Here is a 21,698-nt window from a genome sequence, read left to right on the forward strand (position 1 = left end):
GCCCGACGCCCTCAACCGCCCGGCCGGTGCTCGGCCAGCACCGCGCTCATCGACTGCGCCGCGCCCTGCAGCACCGGCACCGCGCGCAACAGGTCATCGAGCATCAGCCGCGCGGTCGGCGCATGGCACGCCACCGCCGCCACCACGCGGTCCTGCGCGTCGCGCACAGGCACCGCCACCGCGCTCATGCCGCGCACGAACTCCTCGTTGTCGATGCCGATGCCGCGCGCGGCCAGGCGTTCCAGTTCGTCTTCCAGCCGCGCCGGATCGGTCAGCGTGCGCGGCGTGTTGCGCGTGAGCGGCAGGCGCGCCAGCACCCGGCCGCGTTCGAGCCGGTTCATCGACGCCAGGAACAGCTTGCCGCTGGCGGTGCAGTGCATCGGCACGTGGCTGCCGACCGCGAAGAACAGGCGTAGCGGTTCGGCGGTCTCGACCCGCTCCATGTAGATCACCTGGTCGCCGTCGGGCGCGGTGAGATTGCAGGTCTCGCCGAGCTTGCCGACCAGTTGCGCCAGCACCGCGCGGCAGGCGCGGGTGAAGGCCGAGGCGCGCAGCGTGGCCAGCGCCAGCGCGGTGGCCTGCGGCCCCGGCACGTAGCCGTTCTCGGTGGGCGTGGCGGCGACGAAGCCGGCGCGCTGCATCGACGCCAGCAGGCGCATCAGGGTGGACTTGGGCATGTCCAGGCGCTGCGCCAGTTGCGCCAGCGTGGGCGGGTGCTGGGCGCGGGCCAGGTAGTCCAGCACCAGCAGCGCGCGCAGCGAACGCGAGCCATCCCGCGGCTCGTCGGCGTCGGGCGCACGCGCCGATGCTGCACTGCGATTTTGAAACCGAAGATCCATGTTCTGTGCCATTTCGCCGTTCCCGCGCTTGTCGCGCTTTCTTTCCCGTGGCGGCTTCCTAGAATCGCCACAGATACGGAACCTTTGCGCGTCGCCGCGCCCCCCTCGCATCAGGCCAGTATATAAGTGCGCGGCGGCGCGGCAAGCAGGGTAAACGCGCCGTCCGGGCGAGGGACTCCCCGCGTCACGGCACGGCCAGGCCAAGGAGGAAACAGACATGTCCGATGCCGTGGACTACATCGTGGTGGGGGCCGGTTCCGCCGGCTGCGTGCTGGCGAACCGCCTGAGCGCCAACGGCCAGCACAGCGTGTGCCTGCTGGAGGCGGGGCCGCCGGACCGCTCGCCCTGGATCCACATCCCCATCGGCTACGGCAAGACCATGTTCCACAAGGTGCTGAACTGGGGCTACTACACCGAACCCGACCCCAACATGCTGGACCGCCGCATCTACTGGCCGCGCGGCCGCACGCTGGGCGGCTCCAGCGCCATCAACGGCCTGATCTACATCCGCGGCCAGCGCCAGGACTACGATGCCTGGGTCGCCGCCGGCAACCCGGGCTGGAGCTGGGAGGAATGCCTGCCCTACTTCCGCAAGCTCGAGAACAACGACCTCGGCCCGGGCGCCACGCGCGGCACCGAAGGCCCCCTGAACGCCACCTCGATCAAGACGCCGCATCCGCTGGTCGAAGGCCTGATCGGCGCGGCGCGCGCGCTCGGCCTGCCACACGTGACCGACTTCAACAGCGGCGACCAGGAAGGGGTGGGCTACTACCAGCTCACCACCCGCAATGGCCGCCGCTGCTCCACCGCGGTGGCCTATCTGCGGCCGGCGCGCGGCCGCGCCAACCTGCGTGTCGAGACCGGCGCGCACACGATGGCGGTGCTGTTCGAGGGCAGCCGCGCCTGCGGCGTGCGCTATCGGCAGGACGACCAGGTGCGCACACTGCGGGTCCGCCGCGAGGTGATCCTGTGCGCCGGCGCGCTGCAATCGCCGCAACTGCTGCAACTGTCGGGCGTGGGCCCGGCCGCGCTGCTGCGGCGCTTCGGCATCGGCGTGGTGCGCGACCTGCCCGGCGTGGGCGAGAACCTGCAGGACCACCTGCAGATCCGCCTCATCTACGAGACCCGCCAGCCCATCACCACCAACGACCAGCTGCGCACGCTGCACGGACGCGCGGCGATGGGGCTGCAATGGCTGCTGTTCCGCGGCGGGCCCCTGGCGGTGGGCATCAACCAGGGCGGCCTGTTCTGCCGCGTCGATCCGGCCAGCGCCACGCCCGACACCCAGTTCCATTTCGCCACGCTGTCGGCCGACATGGCCGGCGGCAAGGTGCATCCATTCTCGGGCTGCACCTATTCGGTGTGCCAGCTGCGGCCCTCGTCGCGCGGCACGGTGCGGTTGCGCAGCGCCGACCCCTTCGAAGCCCCGGCCATGCAGCCCAACTACCTGTCCACCGAGCTGGACCGGCGCATGACGGTGGCGGCGGTCAAGTACGCGCGCCGGCTGGCCGCCACCGAACCGCTGGCCGGATTGATGAAGCGCGAGTTCCGGCCCGGCGCCGAGGTGCAGAGCGACGACGAGATCCTGCATTTCTGCCGCGAGCATGGCGCCACCATCTTCCACCCTTCGGGCACCGCGAAAATGGGCCCGCGCGAGGACCCCATGGCCGTGGTCGACGAGCGCCTGCGGGTGCACGGCGTGAGCGGGCTGCGGGTGGTGGATTGCTCCATCATGCCAACGCTGGTGTCGGGCAACACCAACGTGCCGGTGGTGATGCTGGCCGAACGCGCGGCCGATTTCATCCTGCAGGACCTGCACGCGGCGCGGCCGCGCGCGCAGGCGCAACCGGTATTGCAGCAGGCGGCATGACATGAACTGACCGCAACCCGCGGCGCGGCGCCGCAGAGCGCCGCCCGCCCCACCAAAGGAGACAGGCATGGCCAAGCAGAACGAAACCGCGGTGCGCAAAGTCGTCGCCGCGTCGCTGATCGGCGCCACCATCGAGTGGTACGACTTCTTCCTGTACGGCGTGGTCGCCGGCATCGTGTTCAACAAGCTGTACTTTCCCACGGGCGACCCGCTCATCTCGACCATGCTGGCCTACACCACCTTCGCGGTGGGCTTCATCACGCGGCCGCTGGGCGGGCTGGTGTTCGGCCACTTCGGCGACCGCATCGGCAGAAAGAGCATGCTGGTGATGACGCTGATGATCATGGGCGTGTCCACCTTCCTGATCGGCCTGGTGCCCACCTACGACAGCATCGGCCTGTGGGCGCCGATCCTGCTGCTGCTGTTGCGCGTGTTCCAGGGCATCGGCCTGGGCGGCGAATGGGGCGGCGCGGTGCTGATGGCGTATGAGTACGCGCCGCCGGGCAAAAAGGGTTACTACGCCTCGCTGCCGCAGATCGGGCTGGCCATCGGCCTGTGCCTGGCGTCCGGCACGGTGGCGCTGCTGTCGACGCTGCTGACCGACGCGCAGTTCATGGCCTGGGGCTGGCGCCTGGCGTTCCTGGCGTCGGCGGCGATGGTCGGGGTCGGCATGTACATCCGCCTGAACATCAAGGAAACGCCCGAGTTCGCCGCGGTCAAGCGCGACAACGCCGAAAGCCGCATCCCGTTCATGGACATGATCCGCCGCTACCCGGGCAACGTCGCCAAGGGCATGGGCGCGCGCTACATCGACGGCGTGTTCTTCAACGTCTTCGGCGTGTTCTCGATCTCCTACCTGACCCAGACGCTGCAGATCACGCGCACCGAGGCGCTGACCGGGGTGATGGCGGCCGCGCTGGTGATGTGCTTCACCATCCCCTACTTCGGGCGGCTGTCCGACCGCATCGGGCGCACGCGCGTGTATTTCTGGGGCTCGCTGATCACGGCGGTGGCGGCCTTTCCCGGCTTCTGGCTGATGCTCAACAGCCAGGGCAGCGTGATGCTGGTGTGGCTGGCCATCATCATTCCGTTCGGCATCTTCTACGCCGCCGTCTACGGACCGGAGGCTGCCCTGTTCTGCGAGCTGTTCGACGCCAAGGTGCGCTACACCGGCATCTCGTTCGTCTACCAGTTCTCGGGTATCTTCGCCTCGGGCATCACGCCGATCATCGCCACCGCGCTACTCAAGACCGGCAACGGCCAGCCCTGGCTGATCTGCCTGTACGTGCTGTTCTCGGGCGTAGTGTCGGCGCTGTGCGCCTGGCTGATCGGGCGCGGCGGGCGCACCGCGGCGCAGGATGGGCTGGCCCCGCCGGCCAGCGCGACCCTGCGCAAGGCCTAGCCGGCGCGCGGGCGGCGCCGCGCGCCGCCCGCTGCCTGCCGTCAGGCCACCGTCACCGGGCGGCCGTGGAACGGATAGTTGGGATCGTTGTAGCCGTGGGTCGAGGCGTGGCCGGGCGTGACCCAGCTGTCCACCAGGGCCTCGTCCTCGGGCGTGATGGTCACGTCCAGCGCGGCGTAGTAGTCGTCCATCTGCGCCAGCGTGCGCGGGCCGGCGATGACGCCGGTGACGATCGGATTGGCCAGCACCCAGGCGGTGGCGAAATGGCCCGGCTGCACGCCACGGGCGGCGCTGTGCTGTACCAGCTGCTGCGCGATGCGCAACGATTCCTCGCGGAACTCGGTGGCCAGGATGCGGCGGTCGCCGCGCCCGGCGCGGGTGTCGGCGGCGGGCGCCTGGCCCGGCTGGTATTTGCCGGTGAGCACGCCGCGCGCGATCGGGCTGTACGGCACCACGCCCAGGCCGTAGTGCTGGCAGGCCGGCAGGATCTCGACCTCGGGGCCGCGATTGAGCATGTTGTAGTACGGCTGGCACACCACCGGCTGCGGCACGCCCAGCTTTTCGCACAGGCGCAGGGTTTCGGCGATGCGCCAGCCGCGGAAGTTCGACAGCCCGAAGCTGCGCAGCTTGCCGGCGCGGATCAGGTCGCCCAGCGCCCACAGCGCCTCTTCCAGGTTTTCCTCGTGGTAGTCGCGGTGCAGGTAGAGGATGTCGAGGAAATCCGTGCCCAGGCGCGCCAGGCTCTGCTCGACGCCGCGGATCAGCCACTGGCGCGAATAGTGCGACTGGTTCGGGCCCTTGCCCACCACGTTGCCGATCTTGCTGGCCAGCACCCAGTCGTGGCGCTGCCCTTGCAGCAACTTGCCCACCACTTGCTCGGAACGGCCGTCGTTGTAGACGTCGGCGGTGTCGATGAAGTTCAGGCCGTGGTCGCGCGCGGAGGCGACGATGCGCGCGGCCTCGTCGTCCGGCGTCTGCTCGCCGAACATCATGGTGCCCAGGCACAGGGGCGAGACGCGAAGGTTGCTGGATCCGAGACGGCGGTAGTTCATGGCGGGAATCCTTGGTCGGCGAAAAACGATGGCGCGCCCGCCGGCGGCCCGGCGGGCAAAGGGGCATGTTGCCAGAAGAATGCCGGCAGGCCGCTGAAAATCCCTGCGCCGGGCAGGGACACCGACCGCCATGCGCGGCGGCCGCTCAGGCCGGCTGCGCGTCCACCGCCGCCAGAATTCGACCGAACAGCGCGTCGGCGTGCGCCGAATCGAGCCAGCGCACGATCGCCACCAGCCTGCGCTCGGGCTCGACCCAGGTGAACGAACTGCCCGCGCCCACGCCGAAGAAGCTGGATGCCGGCACGCTGGGGAACACGCGGCCTTCGTGGTTGAGCCAGATCAGGTAGCCGTAGTACGGCGCGATCGCGCACGGCTGGCGCATCTGCGCGATCCAGTCGCTCGACAGCACCTGGCGGCCATCGGCGGCGCGGCCCTGGTCCAGCAGCATCTGGCCGATCAATGCCTGGTCGCGGGCGCTGATAGACATGCCGCCGCCCCAGTGCGAGCCGCCCGGCACCGACGGCATGCGCTGGCCGTCGATCTCGACCCAGGCATTGTCGTAGCCCACCCATTGCCAGTTTTCGCTGGCACCCAGCGGCCGCGTGACGGCCTCGCGGAACACCTCGGGCAAGGGCTTGCGGAACAGGTGCAGCAGCGCGTACGACAGCTGGTTGATGCGCACGTCGTTGTATTCCCAGTACGTGCCGGGCGCTTGCAGCGGACGCGCCTCGCCCTTCTTGCCGTCGGGCGGCGCGCCGAAGGTGACGGCGCGGTAGCGGTCGGCCTGGTCGGAGACGCCGAAGCGCTCGCCTTCCCATTCGCTGGTCTGCTGCAGCAGATGGCGCCAGGTGATCCGCGCATTGCGGCCGTGGTCGAAGCCGATGCCGGGCACGCGCTTGCCGACCGGTTCATCGACATCCGGCAACAGGCCGCGGTCGTGCGCCAATCCGGCCAGGATCGCCAGGTACAGCTTGGCCACGCTGAAGGTCAGGTCGGCGCGGTCGGGCTCGCCCCACGATGCGATCTCGCGGCCCTCGCGCAGCACCACGCCCGAGACCGGGCCACGGTCGTGGATCGGCCCCAGCAGGCGGTTCCAGGGCGGCGGATCGTTCTGGTGCACGCCGAAGACGCCATCGACGCTGCGGTCCCAGGCGGTTTCGTGGTCGTTGGCGAACTCGATCGCCTGCTGCATGAGCGCGTTCATTGATTTCCCTTGTCTTGTCGTAGGCCAGTGGCCCTGGGAGTATATCCATCCGCCCGCCGCGCGATATCGCCTGCGGCAATAAGCAAGGCGTGAATCAATCGTTGGCGCGGCGGCGCGCGGCCGGTAGAGTCCAACGCCCCGCATCATCGAACCCATTGCCAATTCCATGTCCCTTGCCGCCCGCGTGCCTTCCCGTCTTTCCGCCCTGCTCCTGGCCATCGCCGCCGCCTGTGCCGGCGCCGCCCATGCCGAACAACGCGTCATCCGCATCGTGGTGCCGTATGGCACGGGCGCGGTGCAGGACACCATCGCCCGCGCCATCGGCGACGAGCTGGGCCGGGCCCTGGACGCGTCGATCGTGATCGAGAACCGCGCGGGCGCCGGCGGCACCGTGGGCACCGCCCAGGTGGCGCGCGCCGCGCCCGACGGCAATACGCTGGTGCTGGCCGCGGCCAGCCACCACATCGCCGGTTATCTGTACAAGAACCTGAGCTATGACCCCTACAAGGATTTCACCGGCGTGGCCTACCTGGGCAACACCGGCTACGTCATCCTCGCGTCGGCCGGGCTGAAGGTGGCCAACACGGCCGAGTTCATCCAGGCGGTCAAGGCAAAACCGGGCGCCTACGATTACGCCTCCGCCGGCAACGGCAGTGCCTCGCACCTGGGCATGGCGTCGTTCCTGAGCGCCGCCGGCGCGCAGATGCAGCACATCCCCATGAAGTCCACCGGCGACGCCGTGACCGAGCTGCTGGCCGGCCGCGTGCAGGCCGTGACCGCCGCCACCATCGGCGTGACCGGCTACCGCAACGATCCGCGCGTGACGTTCCTGGCCTACACCGGCAAGCAGCGCTCGCGCTTCGCGCCCGACCTGCCAACGGTGGCCGAGAGCGGCCTGCCCGGCTACGCCTTCGATTCGTGGCTGGGCCTGCTGGCCCCCGCCGGCATCGCGCCGGCCGAGCGCGACAAGCTCAACGCCGCCGTCAACAGCGTGCTGGCCGATCCCAAGGTGCAGGCGCGGCTGGCGGCGCTGGGCGTGGAGGCCGAAGCCAGGTCCCCGGCGCAGTTCCAGGAATTGCTGAAAGCGGATTGGGACGCGGCCGGCAAGCTGGTGGTGGCCTCGGGCGCGCGGGTGGAATAGGCGCCGGGCCACGGGCCGGCCACGGCGTCAAGCGACGCGGCCGGCACAGGCGGCCTGGACCCGGGCGGCGGCCGGGCCCGCCTGTCAGCGCTGGCGCACGCCTTCCAGGAACATGTTGGTGATGAATTCGGCCAGCGCCTCGCGCTCCTCGGCGTCGGGACCGCGGCGCGCAAAGCGCTCTATCACGCCCATGAAGGCGTGCGACAGCCATGCCGGCGGGATGTCCTTGCGAAACACGCCGGCGCGCTGGTCGATGCGGATGTTCTCGGCAATCATCTCGACCAGCTCGTCCTTGAGCGACTCGGCCGCATCGACCTGGAAAAAACCGATGCGCGTCAGGTTGGGGTCCTCGCCCAGGATGTTCAGCCAGTTGGTCACGCCCCGGCGCACGCGTTCCTCGACGGGCAGATTCTGCTGATCCTCATAGAGGCGCGCCTGGCAGACTTCCTGCCGCAGGCGCTGGGCGAACATGCCCACGAGTTCATCGTAGGCCGCCTGCTTGCCGGCGAAATACTGATAAAACACCGGTTGCGTCACGCCCGCCCGGGCGACAATGTCGCTGATCCGGGTGTGCTGGAACCCGCGCTCGGCGAACTCCGCCGCCGCGACTTCCAGAAGTTGCAACCGGGTGCGCTCACCTTTCGTCAAACGCTTTTCTTGCGGTACAGAGGGGGGTAGTGCCGTCGTCATCGCGTGAAAATACTATCCTTCCGCCCTTTTAGCCATACATTCCTGCATACATAGAAACCCTGATGATCCGATTGCCGCGCCTGCTTCGCCTTGGTTGCGCCGCCGCGTTCACGCTGGCCCTGTCTGGCTGCATACCCTACCCGGCCCACAAGACTCTGCAGCCGCAGTCCGCCATCACCGTCCAGGACGAAGCCGGACGGCCGGTGGCCGACGCGCGGGTGGTGCTGATCGCCGCCGCCTATCCCTATGGCTATGACCGGTTCCGCAACGAGCAGCGCACCGACGCCGAGGGCCGCGCCAGCTTCGAGGCCCGCCATGAGTGGCGTGTCGAAATGCTGGCGATCCATGGCGCGGAGGTGTTCTTCTGGAACTGGTGCGTCGAGAAGCCGGGTTACGTCACCCACGCCACCCATGACCGCAACGCCGAGGCCTTCGACCCGCGCCCGGTGGTCCGCCTGCGGGCCGGCGAATCGACGACTTGCGACAATCCGCGGGGATCGCCCTTCATGCGCGACCAACCGGCGGCGCCCAGGCCGGCCCAGGCCGCGCCCGCGCGGGAAACGGCAGGCGGCAGCGCCGGCCCGTCGCCAAGCCCCTGAAATCACTTGAAATCTTCATAAATCTTGACACACCTGCCGCGTGGCGGCGGCGGTACATTACGGTATCGCCAGCCTGCGCAGCACGCGCACGCCTGGCGGCTCAGGAGCAAGATCATGAAGCGGTTCACGGGTCGCATGGTCGGCGTTGCGCTGGCCCTGGCCTTGGCAAGTTCCCCCGCCCTGGCGGGCGGGTATCGCGGTGGCCACCATGGGGGCTACCACCATCATCACGGCGGCGGTGGCGGCGGCAGCGGCTGGTGGATCGGCGGCGCCTTCGCGCTGGCGGCCACCGGGCTGATCCTGGCGGCCAATTCCGGCCCCTCTTACGCGCAGACCGGCGTCTATGCGCCGGGCGTGTCCTACACCAGTCCGCCGGTGTACGCGGCGCCCGTCTATGAGACGCCGCCGGTGTACAGCGCGCCCCCGGTCTACCAGGAGCCGGCGCAATACGCGCCGGTGCAATACGAGGCGGCGCCGCCCGCCAACACGGCGCAGGCCAGCGCCTCGACCGATTGCCAGCGCTGGGCCATGAACCAGAGCGGCTACGACCCGGCGACCATCTCGCAATGGACCACCCAGGTCATGGTGGACAGCTACAACCACGCCATGGATTCCTGCATGAACAGCCGCGGCTACCGCGCCAACTGAGGCTGGCTTGCCCGGACACGACGAGCGCCCCGCGGGGCGCTCGTGGCAATTGGCGCCGACGCCGCGGCACCGCGAACGGCCGCGGGCGGCACGGCGAACGGCCACGGGCCTCAGGCCCGCCGGCCGCCCCAGCCGCGCCAGGCGAAGAACAGGCCGGCCGCCAGGGCCAGCGCGGCCGGCAGAATCCAGACGAAACCGCTGTCGGTGTAGACCACCTGGTCGACCGGGTCGTAATAGCGGCCCAGTTCGTTGAAGTCCCATTTCAGGTATTGCTGATACCAGAGCCAGCCGAAAAAGGCCGCGCACGACAGCGACACCACCGCGCCGACCCGCGCCAGCAGGCGCCCGCGGCCAAGCCCCGCGAGCAGCCGCCAGGCCGACAGCACACCGGCCGCCACCGCCACCAGCACCAGCCAGTCGCCGACGTTAAAGCCCATCGGCGGCCTCCAGCCGTGCCAGACAGGCGTCGGCCTCGGCCCATTGGTGTTCGCTGAATACCCGCAGGCCCGCGTCCGCCAACAGCCGCGCGGTGACGCCGACGCCCGCCTGCCGCTGGCCGGAGAAGCTGCCGTCGTAGACGTAACCGCTGCCACAGGAAGGGCTGCCCTCCTTGAGCACGGCGATGCGGATGCCGCGTCGCCGCGCCGCCTCCAGCGCCTGTTGCGCGCCGTCGACGAAGGGCCGGGTCGCGTCCTCGCCGGACACCGTCATCACCCGAGCGCGCCCGGACAGAACCGCGGTCGCGTCGGCGCCGGGTTCGATCTCGGCCGGCGGACGCGGGATCGGCAGGCCGCCGGCCACCTCGGGACAGACCGACACCACCCGGCCGGCATCGAGCCAGCGGGCCAGCACGTCGTGGCCGCCGGGCACCGAGCGGCCGTCGTAACGCACGGGATGGCCGAGCAGGCAGGCACTGACAAGAACGTATTGCATGGGGATTTCCGGGCTGACGAGGCGGGCGCATTCGGATATGCGCCCAGGGCAGGCGTCATCATAGAACAGCCCGGCGCCGTGCCCGGCACGGCTGATCGCCGGATGTCGGCCCGCGCGGGCTCACTCCCGGGCCGTCTCCAGCCATTGCCGCAGGGCCGGGTCGCGCACCTGCAGCACCTCGAACAATCCCAGCGCGCGCAAGGCCGGCAACGCCTCGCGCAGGTCGGCGGCAGCGCGTTCACGGGCCGGCGGCGCGGTGGCGGCGTCGCACCACAGGCGCGCGTTCGCCAGGAATGCGCCCACCGTGCCCTTGCGCACGGTCACGCCCTGGAACTCCGCGCTGTCGCGGTCGTCGGGCAACACATCCTGAGCTTTCATGGTTTTCTCCAGTGGGTGGGTACGGAAACCAGCTTAGTCGCGCACGGCCGGCAAATCTGCGGTATTTTGGTCAATCCATACCGTTTTTTTGCCATTCATCCATGCCGTCCCTGCCCCGCCGCCCTTTCGCATGACACGTCCCGACGATCCCACCTCGCCCCTGGTCGCCCCCGGGCTGGCCGCCGCTGGCGGCGGGCCGCGCCTGCTGGCGGTGCGCCGCCAGGACAAGGCGGTACGCCAGACCGCCTTGCACCGGCATGCGCGCGGGCAATTGTTCGGCGCCTACCAGGGCTTGCTGACGGTGCAGGCCGGCGACCGCGAATGGGTCGCGCCGGCCGCGCACGCGCTGTGGGTGCCGCCCGATTGCCCGCATGGGTTGCGCTCGCATGGCCCCTATGCCGGCTACAGCGTCTACCTGAGCGCGGCGGCGTGCGCGGGCCTGCCCGATGCGCCGTGTGCCTTGCAGGCCTCCGCGCTGCTGCTGGCGGCGGTCGAGCGCGCCGCCGCTTGGCGCGACGAAGCGTGGGATGCGGCGCGCCTGCGCATCGTCGAGCTGATCCGCGACGAGATCCGCACCCTGCCGCGCGCCGGCGACGGCCTGACGCTGCCACGCGATCCGCGGCTGCAGCGGCTGGCGCGGGCGCTGTCGGACGCGCCTGCCGACACGCGCCCGCTGGCGGCATGGGCGGACTGGATCGGCATGGCGCCGCGCACGCTGGCGCGGCGCTTCCAGGCCGAGACCGGCCTGACGCCGGGCGCCTGGCGCCAGCGCGCCCGCTTGATGCGGGCGCAGCAGATGCTGGCGGCCGGCCGCGGCGTGACGGCGGCCGCGCTGGAAGCGGGCTACGACAACGTCAGCGCCTTCATCGCCATGTTCAAGCGCGAACATGGCGTCACGCCGGGTCGTTATGCGGAGCAAGCGCCGCAGTCCGAATGAACGCGGCGCCCGATCGCGGCGATTGCCGCGAACCCGGATACCGGGCTTGGCGGCAGCGGCGTCCCGGCCGCTGACCCGCCCCGGGGGCAGGCGTGGCCGGCGAGGACACATCGCCATGCCGGCCACGCCTGCCGCGCGGGCGGCTTATTCGGGATCGGCGCTCTTGCTTGCGGCGCTCTTGCTTGCGGCGGTCTTGCGGGGCCGGCGGGCGCCGGTGGCCGTCTTGCGGGCGGTTTTGCGAGCGGGTTTGGCGGGCGCGGCCTCGACGGCCTCGGCGCCTGCTTCGGCCGGGGCGGCTGGCGCGGCGACGCGATCTTCCGCCGCCCCGGCTTGGACCGCGCTGTCGGCCTCCGCGCCCTTCGCGCGTGCCGAGCGCGTCGCGCCGCGGCCGCCACGGGCGCCGCGACGGCCCTTGGCCGGGGCCGCGTCGGTCGGCTCGACCGGTTCGTCTGGCACCTGCACGTCGGCCCGCTCCGGCGCGCCTATCGCGTCGACCACCGCTTCCAGCGGCGGCGCGTCGGGCAACGCGGGGGCCGCCGGCGAAACGTCGAACAGCGGCGCCTGCGCCGTTGCCACCTCCGGCCGCCCCGGTCCGCCCTGCCATGCCTGGCCGGCATCGTGGGATTGCGACTCATCCACGGACGCGCCGCGCTGGCCATCCGGCCGCGCACCCTCCTGGCGGCCGCCCCGGCTGTTGGCGCCCGCGTTCTTGCGGCCGCCGCGCGTGCCGCGCGCCGGCCGGGCCTCGGTGGTATCGGCCATGGAACCGGCCGGCTGCGCGTCGGCGGCGTCATGCGCCTCGACCGCCTGGACCCGCGCGGCGGGCCTGCCGCCCGCGCGCGCGGCCGCGCCGCCGGCGCTGTCGCGATACACGTAGGTGCCGGATTTTTCCTCGCGCCCGACCTCCAGGAAGCCGCGCGACTGCGCCTCGTCCAGCAGGTTGCCGAAGGCGCGAAAGCCGTAGTACGACTCGTTGAAGTCCGGCCGGCGGCGCTTGAGCGCGTCCTTCAGGGCCGAGGCCCAGATCTTGCCGCTGTCGCCGCGCTCGGCCATCAGCGCCTCGAAGGTCTCGACCACCATGTCGACCGCCTGGGTCTTGCGGGCCTCCAGTTCTTCCTTGCGGCGGCGCTCCTCGTCGGGCGAGCGGCGCTGGCCGGCGTTGCCGCCGCCGCGATTGTCGCGGCGCGCGTCGGCGGCGCGCTGGCCTTCGCGGGCCAGGTCGTCATAGAAAATGAATTCGTCGCAGTTGGCGATCAAGAGGTCGGAGGTGGACTGCTTGACGCCCACCCCGATCACCTTCTTGTCGTTCTCGCGCAGCTTGGACACCAGCGGCGAGAAGTCGGAATCGCCGCTGATGATGACGAAGGTGTTGACGTGCGACTTGGTGTAGCAGAAGTCCAGCGCATCCACCACCAGCCGGATGTCGGCGGAATTCTTGCCCGACTGGCGCACGTGCGGGATTTCGATCAGCTCGAAATTGGCCTCGTGCATCGGCGCCTTGAATTCCTTGTAGCGCTCCCAGTCGCAATAGGCCTTCTTGACCACGATGCTGCCCTTGAGCAGCAGGCGTTCCAGCACCGGCCGGATGTCGAACTTCTGGTACTTGGTGTCGCGCACGCCAAGCGCCACGTTCTCGAAGTCGCAAAAAAGCGCCATGCTGACGTTTTCGTTGGCTGCATTCATGTGTTTTTCTCCGTTGCCGCGGCCGCCCCGAGCCGGTAGCCCGGGGGACGATTGGCCGCCGATTGGCTGTGTCCAGGCCGACCATGATATACATTCCCGTCCCTCCCCCCCACCCGGACCGCCATGCCCGCCGTGCCCGACCTGCCCGCCCTGGACACCCGACGCCTGCTGCTGCGCCCCTTGAGCCTGGACGATGCGCCCGCCATCCAGCACATCTTTCCGCAATGGGAAGTGGTGCGCTACCTGGCGGACCAGGTGCCCTGGCCCTATCCCGAGGACGGCGCCCGTACCTACGTGGAACAGGTGGCGCTGCCGGCGATGCGGCGTGGCATGCAGTGGCATTGGTCGCTGCGCCCGCGCACCGAGCCGCAACGCCTGATCGGCATCATCAGCCTGATGCGCGACGAACCGGGCAACAACCGCGGTTTCTGGCTCGACCCGGAATACCGCGGCCAGGGCTACATGACCGAGGCCAGCGAGGCGGTCACCGCCTATTGGTTCGAGGTGCTGGACCAACTGGTGCTGCGGGCGCCCAAGGCGGCGGCCAACGAAGGCTCGCGCCGGCTGTCGGAGCGGACCGGGATGCGGCTGGTGGCGACCGAGGAACGCGGTTTCGTCTCGGGCCGCCAGTTGGCCGAGATCTGGGAGATCACGCGCGACGAATGGCGCGCCCGGCATCCGCCGGCCGTCTGAAACCAAATCCGGCCCCGATTATTCCCCTGGGGCCCGCGCCCGGACGCCGGTTCAAGCCGGCGCTTACCGCCCCTTTCGCCCCGTTTTCCGACGGATTGGCGCGACCCGCCCGTGGCTAGAATTTGCCACCATCCCGCATTCCGTGAACCGGATGCGCTAGCTATCGGGCAAGATCCATGAATCCGTCTACCGTCATCGGCGCCGTTGTCGGCCTGCTCACCCTGGTCATCGTCATCGCGCTGGCCGCCACCAACCCCGGCATGTACTTCAACCTGCCGGGCCTGGCCATCGTGCTGGGCGGCACCTGCGCCGCGCTGTTCATCGCCTACCCGCTGTCCGAAGTGATGCGGGTGTTCAAGCTGGTGGTCACGGTGTTCCGCAGCGACCAGCACGACCAGCAGCGCGACATCGAGGAGCTGGTCAACATGGCGCAGCTGTGGATGAACACCGACGTCCACAAGGTCGAACAGGAACTCAAGAAGGTCAGCAATCCGTTCCTGCGCACCGGCGTGCAGCTGATCATCGACAACACCCCCGAAGACCAGATCATCGAACTGCTGCAATGGCGCGTGGCGCGGCTCAAGGCCCGCGAAATGGCCGAAGCGCAGATGTTCCGCGTGATGGCCACCTTCGCGCCGGCCTTCGGCATGCTGGGCACGCTGGTCGGCCTGATCAACCTGATGTCGGTGCTGGGCGACGGCAGCATGACCACCATCGGCCAGCAGCTGGCCATCGGCCTGATGACCACCTTCTACGGCATCCTGCTGGCCAACCTGGTGTGCAAGCCCATCGCCGTCAAGCTCGAACGCCGCACCGCGCGCCGCGTCGAGTCCATGAACATGGTGCTGCAGGGCATCTCCATGATGTGCGAGAAGCGCGGCCCGGCCGTGGTGCGCGAAACCCTGAACTCGTTCGTCATGCACGTCGAGGACGAAATCTACGACGGCGGCGCCGCCGCGCCGCGCGCCAAGGCCGAGGGCCAGGTGTCCGCCGCCGCCAACAAGCCCGTGTCCATCACCCGCCCCGCCGCCGCGCGCCAATGAGCCTGATTTCCCCCTCCCTGGCGCAGCGGATCGAGCAGGCCCGCCAGGCCCAGTTGCGCGCGCAGAAGGCGGCCGCCAACAGCGGCTGGCGCCCCAGCAAGAGCGACCGCAAGGATCGCTACGCCCGCTGGCACGTCGATGAAACCGTCGAAAGCGATGCCGAGAACTGGCTGCTCAGCTACCTGGACCTGATCACCCTGCTGCTGGCCATGCTGGTGGTGATGCTGGCCGTGGCGCGCCTGCACGGCGGCTTCCCCGAGCCCGGCGAAACGCAGGTCGACATCGTCGGCAGCCTGGCGGCCAAGGGCCTGCCCGCCTACGACGGCGAATACGCCGAATTCGACATGCCGGCCATCCCCGCCAGCTGGGCCGAACCCACGGCGCCAGCTGCGGCGGCCAGCGCCGCCGCCGATGCCGCGGACAGCGATGGCGAGGTGGTGGCGCAAGCCGCCCCGCCCTTGAAGGCGCCGTCCAAGGAATCGCTGGGGCTGGCCGACCTGGGCAATTCGGTCGACGTCATCATCAACGAACAATCGGTCAGCTTCCGCATCAGCAACGAGCTGCTGTTCCCCTCGGGCCAGGCCACGCTCAGCCCGTCGGGCCTGGACGTGATCAAGCGGCTGGCCGCCATCCTCAACAAGAACGACTACCAGGTCTCGGTCGAGGGCCACAGCGATCCGGTGCCGATCCAGACGCGGCAGTTCGCCTCCAACTGGGAACTGTCCAGCAGCCGCGCCACCAGCGTGCTGCGCGAACTGGTGCGCGACGGCGTGGCCGGCAGCCGCCTGCGCGCGGTGGGCTACGCCGAGACCCGCCCGATCGAGTCCAACGACACCCCGGCCGGCCGCGCCGCCAACCGGCGCGTGGAACTGATCATGGACATCACCGCGCCGGCCAAGCCGGCGCAGGCCGAGGCCAAGGGGGACGCGGGCAAGCCGGCCAGCGCCGCCAACGGCAAGGCCGGCGCCCCCGCGCCGGCCGCCGGCAAGTCCTGACGCGCCAGCGTCTACCCCGAACCGGCCGCGGCCGGTTTTGTTTTGACCGCGGATGTAAAGCAAACTTGACATCCCGTTCTGGCCCCGCCACAATGTCAAGCACGCTTTACACACCCGGAGATGTCCCCCATGAATCAAACCCAGGCCAGGCGCCGCTACCTGAAGGAATTCGGCGCCGCCATCGCGCTCTACGTGGCCCTGGTGGCGCTGTCGGTGTATGCCGCCACGCTGCTGGAGCCGGGCGCGCCGCGCACCGCCCTGCTGGCCAGCCCGGTGCTGGCGATCCTGCTGGTCATCCGCGCGGTGGCGCGCCAGGTCCGCCGGGCGGATGAGTTCGTGCGCAAGATCACCGCCGAACACCTGGCCATCGCCGCCGCCGTGACCGCCGCCATCACCTTCGCCTACGGCTTCCTGGAGCTGGCCGGCTTTCCGCGCCTGAGCATGTTCTTCGTCTGGCCGCTGATGGCCGTCGCCTGGCTCGCCACCACTATCATCGACTACCTGCGCCATCGATGAAGAACCGGATCCGCGACCTGCGCGCCGAACGCGGCTGGAGCCAGGCGGCGCTGGCCGAGCAATTGAATGTCTCGCGCCAGACGGTCAACGCCATCGAGACCGGCCGCTACGATCCCAGCCTGCCACTGGCCTTTGCCATCGCGCGCGTGTTCGGCCAGCCCATCGAGGCCATCTTCCAGGAAGGCTGACGCGAACCTGTCCGGCGCGCCGCAAACAGCGTAATCTGGCGGCTGCCGGCCGGGCGCGACGCGCGCTCGCGCCCGGCGCTTACGCCGACCTTGCCACCAGGAACCGTCCATGCCGTACATGCTTCTCATCGTCGAGCCCGCCGGCCAGCGCGCCGAGCGCACCCCCGAGCAAGGGCGCGACGTCTACGCCCAGATGGTGCGCTACGCCGAAGGATTGCAGGCGCGCGGCCTGCTGGCGCGCGCCGAATCCCTCAAGTCCGACGCCGACGGCGTGCGGCTGCGCGTGCGCGACGGCCAGCGTACGCTGGTCGACGGCCCCTTCGCCGAGGCCAAGGAGATGATCGGCGGCTTCTTCCTGCTCAACTGCGAGGATCGCGAACAGGCGCTGGCGCTGGCCGCCGAATGCCCGGCGGCGCGCTGGGCCACGGTGGAGGTGCGCGAGCTGGGGCCCTGTTTCATGTAGCGCCGGGTCGCTGCCGCGCGGGCTGGCGTGGCGGCCGGACTAGGTGTTTACCCTGATCCGTACGTCTCCCTGTCGATTCGCGCCCGCCTCATGCGTCGTGCCAGTACCGACCCTGCCGCGCCTTGTGGCCGGGCCCATCGATACCAGGAGATCCCCGATGCGATTCATGATCATCGTCCGCGCCAACGCCGACAGCGAGGCCGGCAAGCTGCCCGAGGCCAGCCTGCTCGACGCCATGGCGACCTACCACGAAGGCCTGGCCAAGGCCGGCGTGCTGCTCGACGCCAGCGGCCTGCAGCCTTCGTCCAAGGGCTGGCGGGTGCGCTACGACGAGCGCGGCCAGCGCCAGGTCATCGACGGGCCGTTCGCCGACACCAAGGAGCTGGTGGCCGGCTACACCATGATCCAGGTGCGTTCGCGCGAGGAAGCCCTGCAATGGACGCTGCGCTTTCCCGACCCCTTCCCCGGCCAGCCCTGCGAAATCGAGGTGCGCCAGCTGTATGAACTGGACGATTTCGGCCCCGGCAAGGAAATCGACCGCTTCCGCGAACTGCCCGGTAACGGCCAGTGAGCCGCGCCGCCCCTTCAACGCCCCACGCCACGAGACCCATCATGCACAAGCAGATCTTCGTCAATCTCCCCATCGCCGACATGGCGAAATCGCAGGCCTTCTTCAAGAGCCTGGGCTTCAGCTTCAATCCGCAGTTCACCAATGACCAGGGCGCCTGCATGGTCGTCAGCGACAACATCTACGTCATGCTGCTGGTGAAGGATTTCTTCCAGGGTTTCACCAACAAACCGGTCGTCGATGCCAAGGGCGCCACCGAATCCCTGATCGCGCTTTCGTGCGAAAGCCGCGCCGAGGTCGACGACCTGGTCGCGCGCGCCAAGGCGGCCGGCGGCACGGCGCCGCGCCCGCCGCAGGACCATGGCTTCATGTACGGACACGGCTTCGACGACCTGGACGGCCACATCTGGGAAGTGTTCTACATGGAACCCGGCGCGACGCCGCAGGCATGACCACGACGGCCGGATCGGCGGCAACCCATCGCGCCATCGAAGCCGTCTGGCGCATCGAGGCCGCCAGCGTCATCGCCGGCGTCGCGCGCCTGGTGCGCGATGTCGGCCTGGCCGAGGAACTGGCCCAGGACGCGCTGGTGGCCGCGCTGGAGCGCTGGCCGGCGACCGGCGTGCCGGACAACCCGGGAGCCTGGCTCATGACCACCGCGAAGAACCGCGCCCGCGACCGCTTGCGGCTGGACGCCATCCATCGCCGCAAGCACGAGCAGATCGGCCACGAACTGGAGGCGCTGCGGGCCGACGTCGAACCCGATTTCGTCGAGGCGCTGGACGCCGCGCGCCAGGACGACATCGGCGACGACCTGCTGCGCCTGGTGTTCACCGCCTGCCATCCGCTGCTGTCGACCGAGGCGCGCGTGGCGCTGACGCTGCGGCTGCTGGGCGGGCTGTCCACCGCCGAGATCGCGCGCGCTTTCCTGGCCTCGGAGTCGACCATCGCCCAGCGCATCGTGCGGGCCAAGCGCAGCCTGACGGCGGCGCGCGTGCCGTTCGAGGTGCCCGGGCCGCAGGAACGCGCGGCGCGGCTGGCCTCGGTGCTGGAAGTGATCTACCTGATCTTCAACGAAGGCTATGCGGCCACCGCCGGCGAAGACTGGATGCGCCCGGCGCTGTGCGACGAAGCGCTGCGGCTGGGCCGCATCCTGGCCCAGCTGACGCCCGACGAAAGCGAGGTACACGGGCTGGTGGCGCTGATGGAACTGCAGGCCTCGCGCCTGCATGCGCGCAGCGACGCCGAAGGCCGGCCGGTGCTGCTGCTGGAACAGGATCGCGGCCGCTGGGACACGCTGCTGATCCGGCGCGGCCTGGCCGCGCTGGAGCGCGCCGAAAGCCTGGGCGGCGCCAGCGGCCCGTACGCGCTGCAGGCCGGCCTGGCGGCCTGCCACGCCCGCGCGCGCCAGCCGCAGGACACCGACTGGGCGCGCATCGTGGCGCTGTACGACGCGCTGGCGCAGGCCATGCCGTCGCCCGTAGTGGAACTGAACCGCGCCGTTGCCGTGGGCATGGCCTTCGGCCCGCAGGCCGGGCTGGACCTGGCGGATGAGCTGGCGCGCGACCCGGCGCTGGCCAACTACCACTGGCTGCCGAGCGTGCGCGGCGACCTGCTGGCCAAGCTCGGGCGCCATGCCGAAGCGCTGGCCGAATTCGAGCGCGCCGCCGGCATGACGCGCAACGTCCGCGAGCGTGAAATGCTGCTGGCGCGGGCGCGGGCCATGCGCGCGCCTTGATGCCCCCGCCGCGCCGGATCGCCGCGGCCCGGCCGCCGGTCGGCGCCCGCGATGGCGCATGCCGATGCCGGGCGGACGTGCTTAAATCCCGCCATGGCCTCATCCCATCCCGCCGCCGGCGGCCTCCGCGCCGCGCCTGACACGCACGCCGAACCGCCGCTCGCGGGCGTGCCGCAGGCCTTCGACCATGCCGATGACCGCGCCGAATTCCGGCGCCTGGCGCAGCGGCCCGGCATCGAGCTGTACCGCGCCCACATCATCCGCCACGCCTTCGAGCCGCATACCCACGAGGCCTTCGGCCTGGGCGCCATCGAAGCCGGCGTGGAGCGTTTCCGCTACCGCGGCGCCGAGCACCTGGCGCCCTCGGGCTCGGTGGTGCTGATGAATCCCGACGAACTGCACACCGGCCGCGCCGAGACCGCGGGCGGCTGGCGCTACCGCATGGCGTACATCGACCCCGACGTGGTCGAGCAGGTGACGGGCGAGGCCGCCTGGTGGTTCGATTGCGCGGTGGGCCACGACCCCGCCGGCGCCCAACGCGTCACCGCCCTGCTGGACACCCTGTGGCGCGCGCGCGAGCCGCTGGCGTTCGATAGCGCCTTGTTCGCGTTGCTGGCCGAATTCCGCCGCCACGCCCGCGTGCCGCGACCGCCGCGCGCGCAAGGCGCGCCGCGTTTCGCGCCGGTCATCGACTACCTGCGCGCCAACCTGGCGCGCCGCCTGACGCTGGAGGAACTGGCCGCCGTCGCCGGCCTCAGTCCGTTCCACTTCCTGCGCAGCTTCCAGGCGCACTACCACGCCACGCCGCAGCAGACGCTGATGGCGCTGCGCCTGTTCGAGGCCAAGCGCCTGCTGGCCGCCGGCGAAACGCCGGCCCAGACCGCCCTGGCCGCCGGCCTGACCGACCAGGCCCACCTGACCCGCGCCTTCACCCGCCGCTACGGCGTCACGCCCGCCCGCTACCAGAAGCAGGTGCGGGCCTGAGCCGTCCGGATGCCGCGCCACGGTCGCGGCGCGCAGCAATCTGGTACAAGACCGGCCGCGCCAGCCGCCGCTAGACTGCCCCGTCTATCGCATACACGTAGGGAATCTTCATGTGGGCAGGAACCTTGTACGCCCTGGCGGCCGGATTGATGTGGGGGCTGGTTTTCGTCGGCCCGCTGCTGCTGCCGGAATACCCCGCCGCCCTGCAATCGGTGGCGCGCTACCTGGCCTTCGGCCTGATCGCCCTGCCGCTGGCCTGGCTGGACCGCAAGGCGCTGCGCCAGCTCAGTCGCGCTGACTGGATCGAAGCCCTGAAGCTGGCCGCCATCGGCAACCTGCTGTATTACCTGTGCCTGGCCAGTGCCATCCAGCGCGCCGGCGGCCCGGTGCCGACCATGATCATCGGCACGCTGCCAGTGGTGATATCCATCTGCGCCAACCTGCGCAACGCGCGCCGCGACGGCAGGCTGCCCTGGAAGCGGCTGGCGCCCTCGCTGGCGCTGATCGCGCTGGGCATCGCCTGCGTCAACCAGGTGGAACTGCAAGCCCTGCGCCAGGAGGCCGATGCCGACCTGTCGCGCTACGCGATCGGCGCCGTGCTGGCGCTGGGCGCGGTGGCGTGCTGGACCTGGTATCCGCTGCGCAACGCCGACTGGCTGCGCGACCATCCCGGCCGCAGTCCGCGCACTTGGGCCACGGCCCAGGGCGTGGCCACCCTGCCGCTGGCGCTGGCCGGCTATGGCCTGTTGTGGGGCGGCATGGCCGCCACCGGCAGCGGCTTCGACATGCCGCTGGGGCCGCGTCCCGAGGTGTTCCTGGGGCTCATGATCATCATCGGCCTGTTCGCCTCGTGGCTGGGCACGCTGTGCTGGAACGAAGCCAGCCAGCGCCTGCCGACCGCGCTGGCCGGGCAACTGATCGTGTTCGAGACGCTGGCCGCGCTGGCCTATGCCTTCATCCTGCGAGGCAGCCTGCCGCAGCCGTTGACGCTGGCCGGCATCGTGCTGCTGATGATCGGCGTACTGCGCGCGGTGCGGGTCAAGCCCGAGCCGCTGCCCGCCTAGCATCGGCGCGTGGCGAGGCCGGCGGCCACGGTCTAGAATGCCGGGCGCCCGTCCTGGGGCCCGATCGATA

At 70.3% G+C, this 21,698-nt stretch carries 25 protein-coding genes; 17 read left to right on the forward strand and 8 right to left on the reverse strand.

Annotation, left to right across the window (positions count from 1 at the left end; translation table 11 throughout):
• Nucleotides 1–11: 11 nt before the first annotated feature.
• On the reverse strand, nucleotides 12–851 hold the full coding sequence (locus ACVN9Z_RS23025; RefSeq protein WP_024069066.1) for an IclR family transcriptional regulator: 840 nt from the start codon (nucleotides 849–851) through the stop codon (nucleotides 12–14).
• A gap of 205 nt (nucleotides 852–1,056) precedes the next feature.
• On the opposite strand from ACVN9Z_RS23025, the gene ACVN9Z_RS23030 reads away from it, so the two are divergent.
• Together ACVN9Z_RS23030 and ACVN9Z_RS23035 are read left to right on the forward strand one after the other, a co-directional pair.
• On the forward strand, nucleotides 1,057–2,709 hold the full coding sequence (locus tag ACVN9Z_RS23030; protein ID WP_024069067.1) for a GMC family oxidoreductase: 1,653 nt from the start codon (nucleotides 1,057–1,059) through the stop codon (nucleotides 2,707–2,709).
• A gap of 67 nt (nucleotides 2,710–2,776) precedes the next feature.
• The gene (locus tag ACVN9Z_RS23035) at nucleotides 2,777–4,111 is read left to right on the forward strand and encodes an MFS transporter (RefSeq protein WP_020927975.1); all 1,335 of its coding nucleotides are present in this window, start codon (nucleotides 2,777–2,779) and stop codon (nucleotides 4,109–4,111) included.
• 41 nt (nucleotides 4,112–4,152) lie between these two features.
• On the opposite strand, the gene ACVN9Z_RS23040 is transcribed toward ACVN9Z_RS23035, so the two are convergent.
• A complete protein-coding gene (locus ACVN9Z_RS23040; protein WP_006385067.1) occupies nucleotides 4,153–5,163 on the reverse strand; it encodes an aldo/keto reductase in 1,011 nt (336 codons plus the stop codon).
• Nucleotides 5,164–5,308: 145 nt separating this feature from the next.
• On the reverse strand, nucleotides 5,309–6,367 hold the full coding sequence (locus tag ACVN9Z_RS23045) for a serine hydrolase domain-containing protein (RefSeq protein WP_026385205.1): 1,059 nt from the start codon (nucleotides 6,365–6,367) through the stop codon (nucleotides 5,309–5,311).
• Nucleotides 6,368–6,533: 166 nt separating this feature from the next.
• On the opposite strand from ACVN9Z_RS23045, the gene ACVN9Z_RS23050 reads away from it, so the two are divergent.
• Complete coding sequence (locus ACVN9Z_RS23050) at nucleotides 6,534–7,508, forward strand: tripartite tricarboxylate transporter substrate-binding protein (RefSeq protein WP_110134689.1); 975 nt, start codon at nucleotides 6,534–6,536, stop codon at nucleotides 7,506–7,508.
• An 84-nt stretch (nucleotides 7,509–7,592) separates the two neighbouring features.
• Here the strand turns inward: ACVN9Z_RS23050 and ACVN9Z_RS23055 are convergent, their stop codons facing one another.
• On the reverse strand, nucleotides 7,593–8,156 hold the full coding sequence (locus ACVN9Z_RS23055; RefSeq protein ID WP_232254224.1) for a TetR/AcrR family transcriptional regulator: 564 nt from the start codon (nucleotides 8,154–8,156) through the stop codon (nucleotides 7,593–7,595).
• A 104-nt stretch (nucleotides 8,157–8,260) separates the two neighbouring features.
• Between ACVN9Z_RS23055 and ACVN9Z_RS23060 the strand changes: the two genes are divergently transcribed.
• Together ACVN9Z_RS23060 and ACVN9Z_RS23065 are read left to right on the forward strand one after the other, a co-directional pair.
• Nucleotides 8,261–8,797, forward strand: coding sequence for a carboxypeptidase-like regulatory domain-containing protein (locus ACVN9Z_RS23060; RefSeq protein WP_006384564.1), 537 nt, complete (start codon nucleotides 8,261–8,263; stop codon nucleotides 8,795–8,797).
• Between the two features lie 114 nt (nucleotides 8,798–8,911).
• On the forward strand, nucleotides 8,912–9,445 hold the full coding sequence (locus tag ACVN9Z_RS23065) for a hypothetical protein (RefSeq protein WP_049055420.1): 534 nt from the start codon (nucleotides 8,912–8,914) through the stop codon (nucleotides 9,443–9,445).
• Nucleotides 9,446–9,555: 110 nt separating this feature from the next.
• Here ACVN9Z_RS23065 and ACVN9Z_RS23070 read toward each other — a convergent pair whose 3' ends face one another.
• The 3 genes from ACVN9Z_RS23070 to ACVN9Z_RS23080 all read right to left on the reverse strand — a co-directional run bounded on the left by ACVN9Z_RS23070 (nucleotide 9,556) and on the right by ACVN9Z_RS23080 (nucleotide 10,756).
• Nucleotides 9,556–9,882 (reverse strand): hypothetical protein, encoded by a 327-nt coding sequence (locus ACVN9Z_RS23070; protein WP_020927981.1) that lies wholly within the window; start codon nucleotides 9,880–9,882, stop codon nucleotides 9,556–9,558.
• Nucleotides 9,872–10,378: a 2-thiouracil desulfurase family protein gene (locus ACVN9Z_RS23075; RefSeq protein ID WP_026385208.1), complete on the reverse strand. Its 507-nt coding sequence runs from the start codon at nucleotides 10,376–10,378 to the stop codon at nucleotides 9,872–9,874. Before ACVN9Z_RS23075 ends, ACVN9Z_RS23070 begins: the two co-directional genes overlap by 11 nt.
• Nucleotides 10,379–10,498: 120 nt before the next feature.
• The gene (locus ACVN9Z_RS23080) at nucleotides 10,499–10,756 is read right to left on the reverse strand and encodes a hypothetical protein (RefSeq protein ID WP_006384621.1); all 258 of its coding nucleotides are present in this window, start codon (nucleotides 10,754–10,756) and stop codon (nucleotides 10,499–10,501) included.
• Nucleotides 10,757–10,886: 130 nt separating this feature from the next.
• On the opposite strand from ACVN9Z_RS23080, the gene ACVN9Z_RS23085 reads away from it, so the two are divergent.
• Complete coding sequence (locus ACVN9Z_RS23085) at nucleotides 10,887–11,693, forward strand: AraC family transcriptional regulator (RefSeq protein ID WP_458212687.1); 807 nt, start codon at nucleotides 10,887–10,889, stop codon at nucleotides 11,691–11,693.
• A 144-nt stretch (nucleotides 11,694–11,837) separates the two neighbouring features.
• Here ACVN9Z_RS23085 and ACVN9Z_RS23090 read toward each other — a convergent pair whose 3' ends face one another.
• Entirely contained in the window at nucleotides 11,838–13,376 is a 1,539-nt protein-coding gene (locus ACVN9Z_RS23090) for an NYN domain-containing protein (RefSeq protein ID WP_458212688.1), read from the reverse strand.
• Between the two features lie 123 nt (nucleotides 13,377–13,499).
• Between ACVN9Z_RS23090 and ACVN9Z_RS23095 the strand changes: the two genes are divergently transcribed.
• From ACVN9Z_RS23095 to ACVN9Z_RS23145, 11 genes are all read left to right on the forward strand, one after another.
• Nucleotides 13,500–14,069: a GNAT family N-acetyltransferase gene (locus ACVN9Z_RS23095; RefSeq protein WP_054449366.1), complete on the forward strand. Its 570-nt coding sequence runs from the start codon at nucleotides 13,500–13,502 to the stop codon at nucleotides 14,067–14,069.
• 176 nt (nucleotides 14,070–14,245) lie between these two features.
• Nucleotides 14,246–15,112, forward strand: coding sequence for a motility protein A (locus ACVN9Z_RS23100; RefSeq protein ID WP_006384312.1), 867 nt, complete (start codon nucleotides 14,246–14,248; stop codon nucleotides 15,110–15,112).
• On the forward strand, nucleotides 15,109–16,107 hold the full coding sequence (locus ACVN9Z_RS23105) for an OmpA family protein (protein ID WP_054449365.1): 999 nt from the start codon (nucleotides 15,109–15,111) through the stop codon (nucleotides 16,105–16,107). Before ACVN9Z_RS23100 ends, ACVN9Z_RS23105 begins: the two co-directional genes overlap by 4 nt.
• 129 nt (nucleotides 16,108–16,236) lie before the next feature.
• The gene (locus ACVN9Z_RS23110; RefSeq protein ID WP_006384314.1) at nucleotides 16,237–16,623 is read left to right on the forward strand and encodes a hypothetical protein; all 387 of its coding nucleotides are present in this window, start codon (nucleotides 16,237–16,239) and stop codon (nucleotides 16,621–16,623) included.
• Nucleotides 16,620–16,811 (forward strand): helix-turn-helix transcriptional regulator, encoded by a 192-nt coding sequence (locus ACVN9Z_RS23115; RefSeq protein WP_006384315.1) that lies wholly within the window; start codon nucleotides 16,620–16,622, stop codon nucleotides 16,809–16,811. Before ACVN9Z_RS23110 ends, ACVN9Z_RS23115 begins: the two co-directional genes overlap by 4 nt.
• Before the next feature lie 109 nt (nucleotides 16,812–16,920).
• Nucleotides 16,921–17,274, forward strand: coding sequence for a YciI family protein (locus ACVN9Z_RS23120; protein ID WP_006384316.1), 354 nt, complete (start codon nucleotides 16,921–16,923; stop codon nucleotides 17,272–17,274).
• Nucleotides 17,275–17,431: 157 nt separating this feature from the next.
• Nucleotides 17,432–17,845, forward strand: coding sequence for a YciI family protein (locus ACVN9Z_RS23125; RefSeq protein WP_020927989.1), 414 nt, complete (start codon nucleotides 17,432–17,434; stop codon nucleotides 17,843–17,845).
• A 41-nt stretch (nucleotides 17,846–17,886) separates the two neighbouring features.
• Nucleotides 17,887–18,294, forward strand: coding sequence for a VOC family protein (locus ACVN9Z_RS23130; RefSeq protein WP_006384318.1), 408 nt, complete (start codon nucleotides 17,887–17,889; stop codon nucleotides 18,292–18,294).
• A complete protein-coding gene (locus ACVN9Z_RS23135; RefSeq protein WP_458212689.1) occupies nucleotides 18,291–19,580 on the forward strand; it encodes an RNA polymerase sigma factor in 1,290 nt (429 codons plus the stop codon). Before ACVN9Z_RS23130 ends, ACVN9Z_RS23135 begins: the two co-directional genes overlap by 4 nt.
• A 93-nt stretch (nucleotides 19,581–19,673) precedes the next feature.
• Nucleotides 19,674–20,564 (forward strand): AraC family transcriptional regulator, encoded by an 891-nt coding sequence (locus ACVN9Z_RS23140; protein WP_080684540.1) that lies wholly within the window; start codon nucleotides 19,674–19,676, stop codon nucleotides 20,562–20,564.
• 110 nt (nucleotides 20,565–20,674) lie between these two features.
• Entirely contained in the window at nucleotides 20,675–21,628 is a 954-nt protein-coding gene (locus ACVN9Z_RS23145) for a DMT family transporter (RefSeq protein ID WP_269863381.1), read from the forward strand.
• The last annotated feature ends 70 nt before the right edge of the window (nucleotides 21,629–21,698 follow it).

The sequence above is a fragment of the Achromobacter sp. KK8 genome (assembly GCF_054188005.1).

Bases quoted from the DNA above. Each gene is read 5' to 3' on its own strand.
- ACVN9Z_RS23080 (WP_006384621.1), bottom strand. From the start codon at position 10,756: ATGAAAGCTCAGGATGTGTTGCCCGACGACCGCGACAGCGCGGAGTTC.
- ACVN9Z_RS23140 (WP_080684540.1), top strand. From the start codon at position 19,674: ATGGCCTCATCCCATCCCGCCGCCGGCGGCCTCCGCGCCGCGCCTGAC.
- ACVN9Z_RS23030 (WP_024069067.1), top strand. From the start codon at position 1,057: ATGTCCGATGCCGTGGACTACATCGTGGTGGGGGCCGGTTCCGCCGGC.
- ACVN9Z_RS23075 (WP_026385208.1), bottom strand. From the start codon at position 10,378: ATGCAATACGTTCTTGTCAGTGCCTGCCTGCTCGGCCATCCCGTGCGT.
- ACVN9Z_RS23070 (WP_020927981.1), bottom strand. From the start codon at position 9,882: ATGGGCTTTAACGTCGGCGACTGGCTGGTGCTGGTGGCGGTGGCGGCC.
- ACVN9Z_RS23105 (WP_054449365.1), top strand. From the start codon at position 15,109: ATGAGCCTGATTTCCCCCTCCCTGGCGCAGCGGATCGAGCAGGCCCGC.
- ACVN9Z_RS23110 (WP_006384314.1), top strand. From the start codon at position 16,237: ATGAATCAAACCCAGGCCAGGCGCCGCTACCTGAAGGAATTCGGCGCC.
- ACVN9Z_RS23085 (WP_458212687.1), top strand. From the start codon at position 10,887: ATGACACGTCCCGACGATCCCACCTCGCCCCTGGTCGCCCCCGGGCTG.
- ACVN9Z_RS23145 (WP_269863381.1), top strand. From the start codon at position 20,675: ATGTGGGCAGGAACCTTGTACGCCCTGGCGGCCGGATTGATGTGGGGG.
- ACVN9Z_RS23100 (WP_006384312.1), top strand. From the start codon at position 14,246: ATGAATCCGTCTACCGTCATCGGCGCCGTTGTCGGCCTGCTCACCCTG.
- ACVN9Z_RS23065 (WP_049055420.1), top strand. From the start codon at position 8,912: ATGAAGCGGTTCACGGGTCGCATGGTCGGCGTTGCGCTGGCCCTGGCC.
- ACVN9Z_RS23135 (WP_458212689.1), top strand. From the start codon at position 18,291: ATGACCACGACGGCCGGATCGGCGGCAACCCATCGCGCCATCGAAGCC.
- ACVN9Z_RS23035 (WP_020927975.1), top strand. From the start codon at position 2,777: ATGGCCAAGCAGAACGAAACCGCGGTGCGCAAAGTCGTCGCCGCGTCG.
- ACVN9Z_RS23115 (WP_006384315.1), top strand. From the start codon at position 16,620: ATGAAGAACCGGATCCGCGACCTGCGCGCCGAACGCGGCTGGAGCCAG.
- ACVN9Z_RS23130 (WP_006384318.1), top strand. From the start codon at position 17,887: ATGCACAAGCAGATCTTCGTCAATCTCCCCATCGCCGACATGGCGAAA.
- ACVN9Z_RS23045 (WP_026385205.1), bottom strand. From the start codon at position 6,367: ATGAACGCGCTCATGCAGCAGGCGATCGAGTTCGCCAACGACCACGAA.
- ACVN9Z_RS23050 (WP_110134689.1), top strand. From the start codon at position 6,534: ATGTCCCTTGCCGCCCGCGTGCCTTCCCGTCTTTCCGCCCTGCTCCTG.
- ACVN9Z_RS23125 (WP_020927989.1), top strand. From the start codon at position 17,432: ATGCGATTCATGATCATCGTCCGCGCCAACGCCGACAGCGAGGCCGGC.
- ACVN9Z_RS23090 (WP_458212688.1), bottom strand. From the start codon at position 13,376: ATGAATGCAGCCAACGAAAACGTCAGCATGGCGCTTTTTTGCGACTTC.
- ACVN9Z_RS23040 (WP_006385067.1), bottom strand. From the start codon at position 5,163: ATGAACTACCGCCGTCTCGGATCCAGCAACCTTCGCGTCTCGCCCCTG.
- ACVN9Z_RS23095 (WP_054449366.1), top strand. From the start codon at position 13,500: ATGCCCGCCGTGCCCGACCTGCCCGCCCTGGACACCCGACGCCTGCTG.
- ACVN9Z_RS23120 (WP_006384316.1), top strand. From the start codon at position 16,921: ATGCCGTACATGCTTCTCATCGTCGAGCCCGCCGGCCAGCGCGCCGAG.
- ACVN9Z_RS23060 (WP_006384564.1), top strand. From the start codon at position 8,261: ATGATCCGATTGCCGCGCCTGCTTCGCCTTGGTTGCGCCGCCGCGTTC.
- ACVN9Z_RS23025 (WP_024069066.1), bottom strand. From the start codon at position 851: ATGGCACAGAACATGGATCTTCGGTTTCAAAATCGCAGTGCAGCATCG.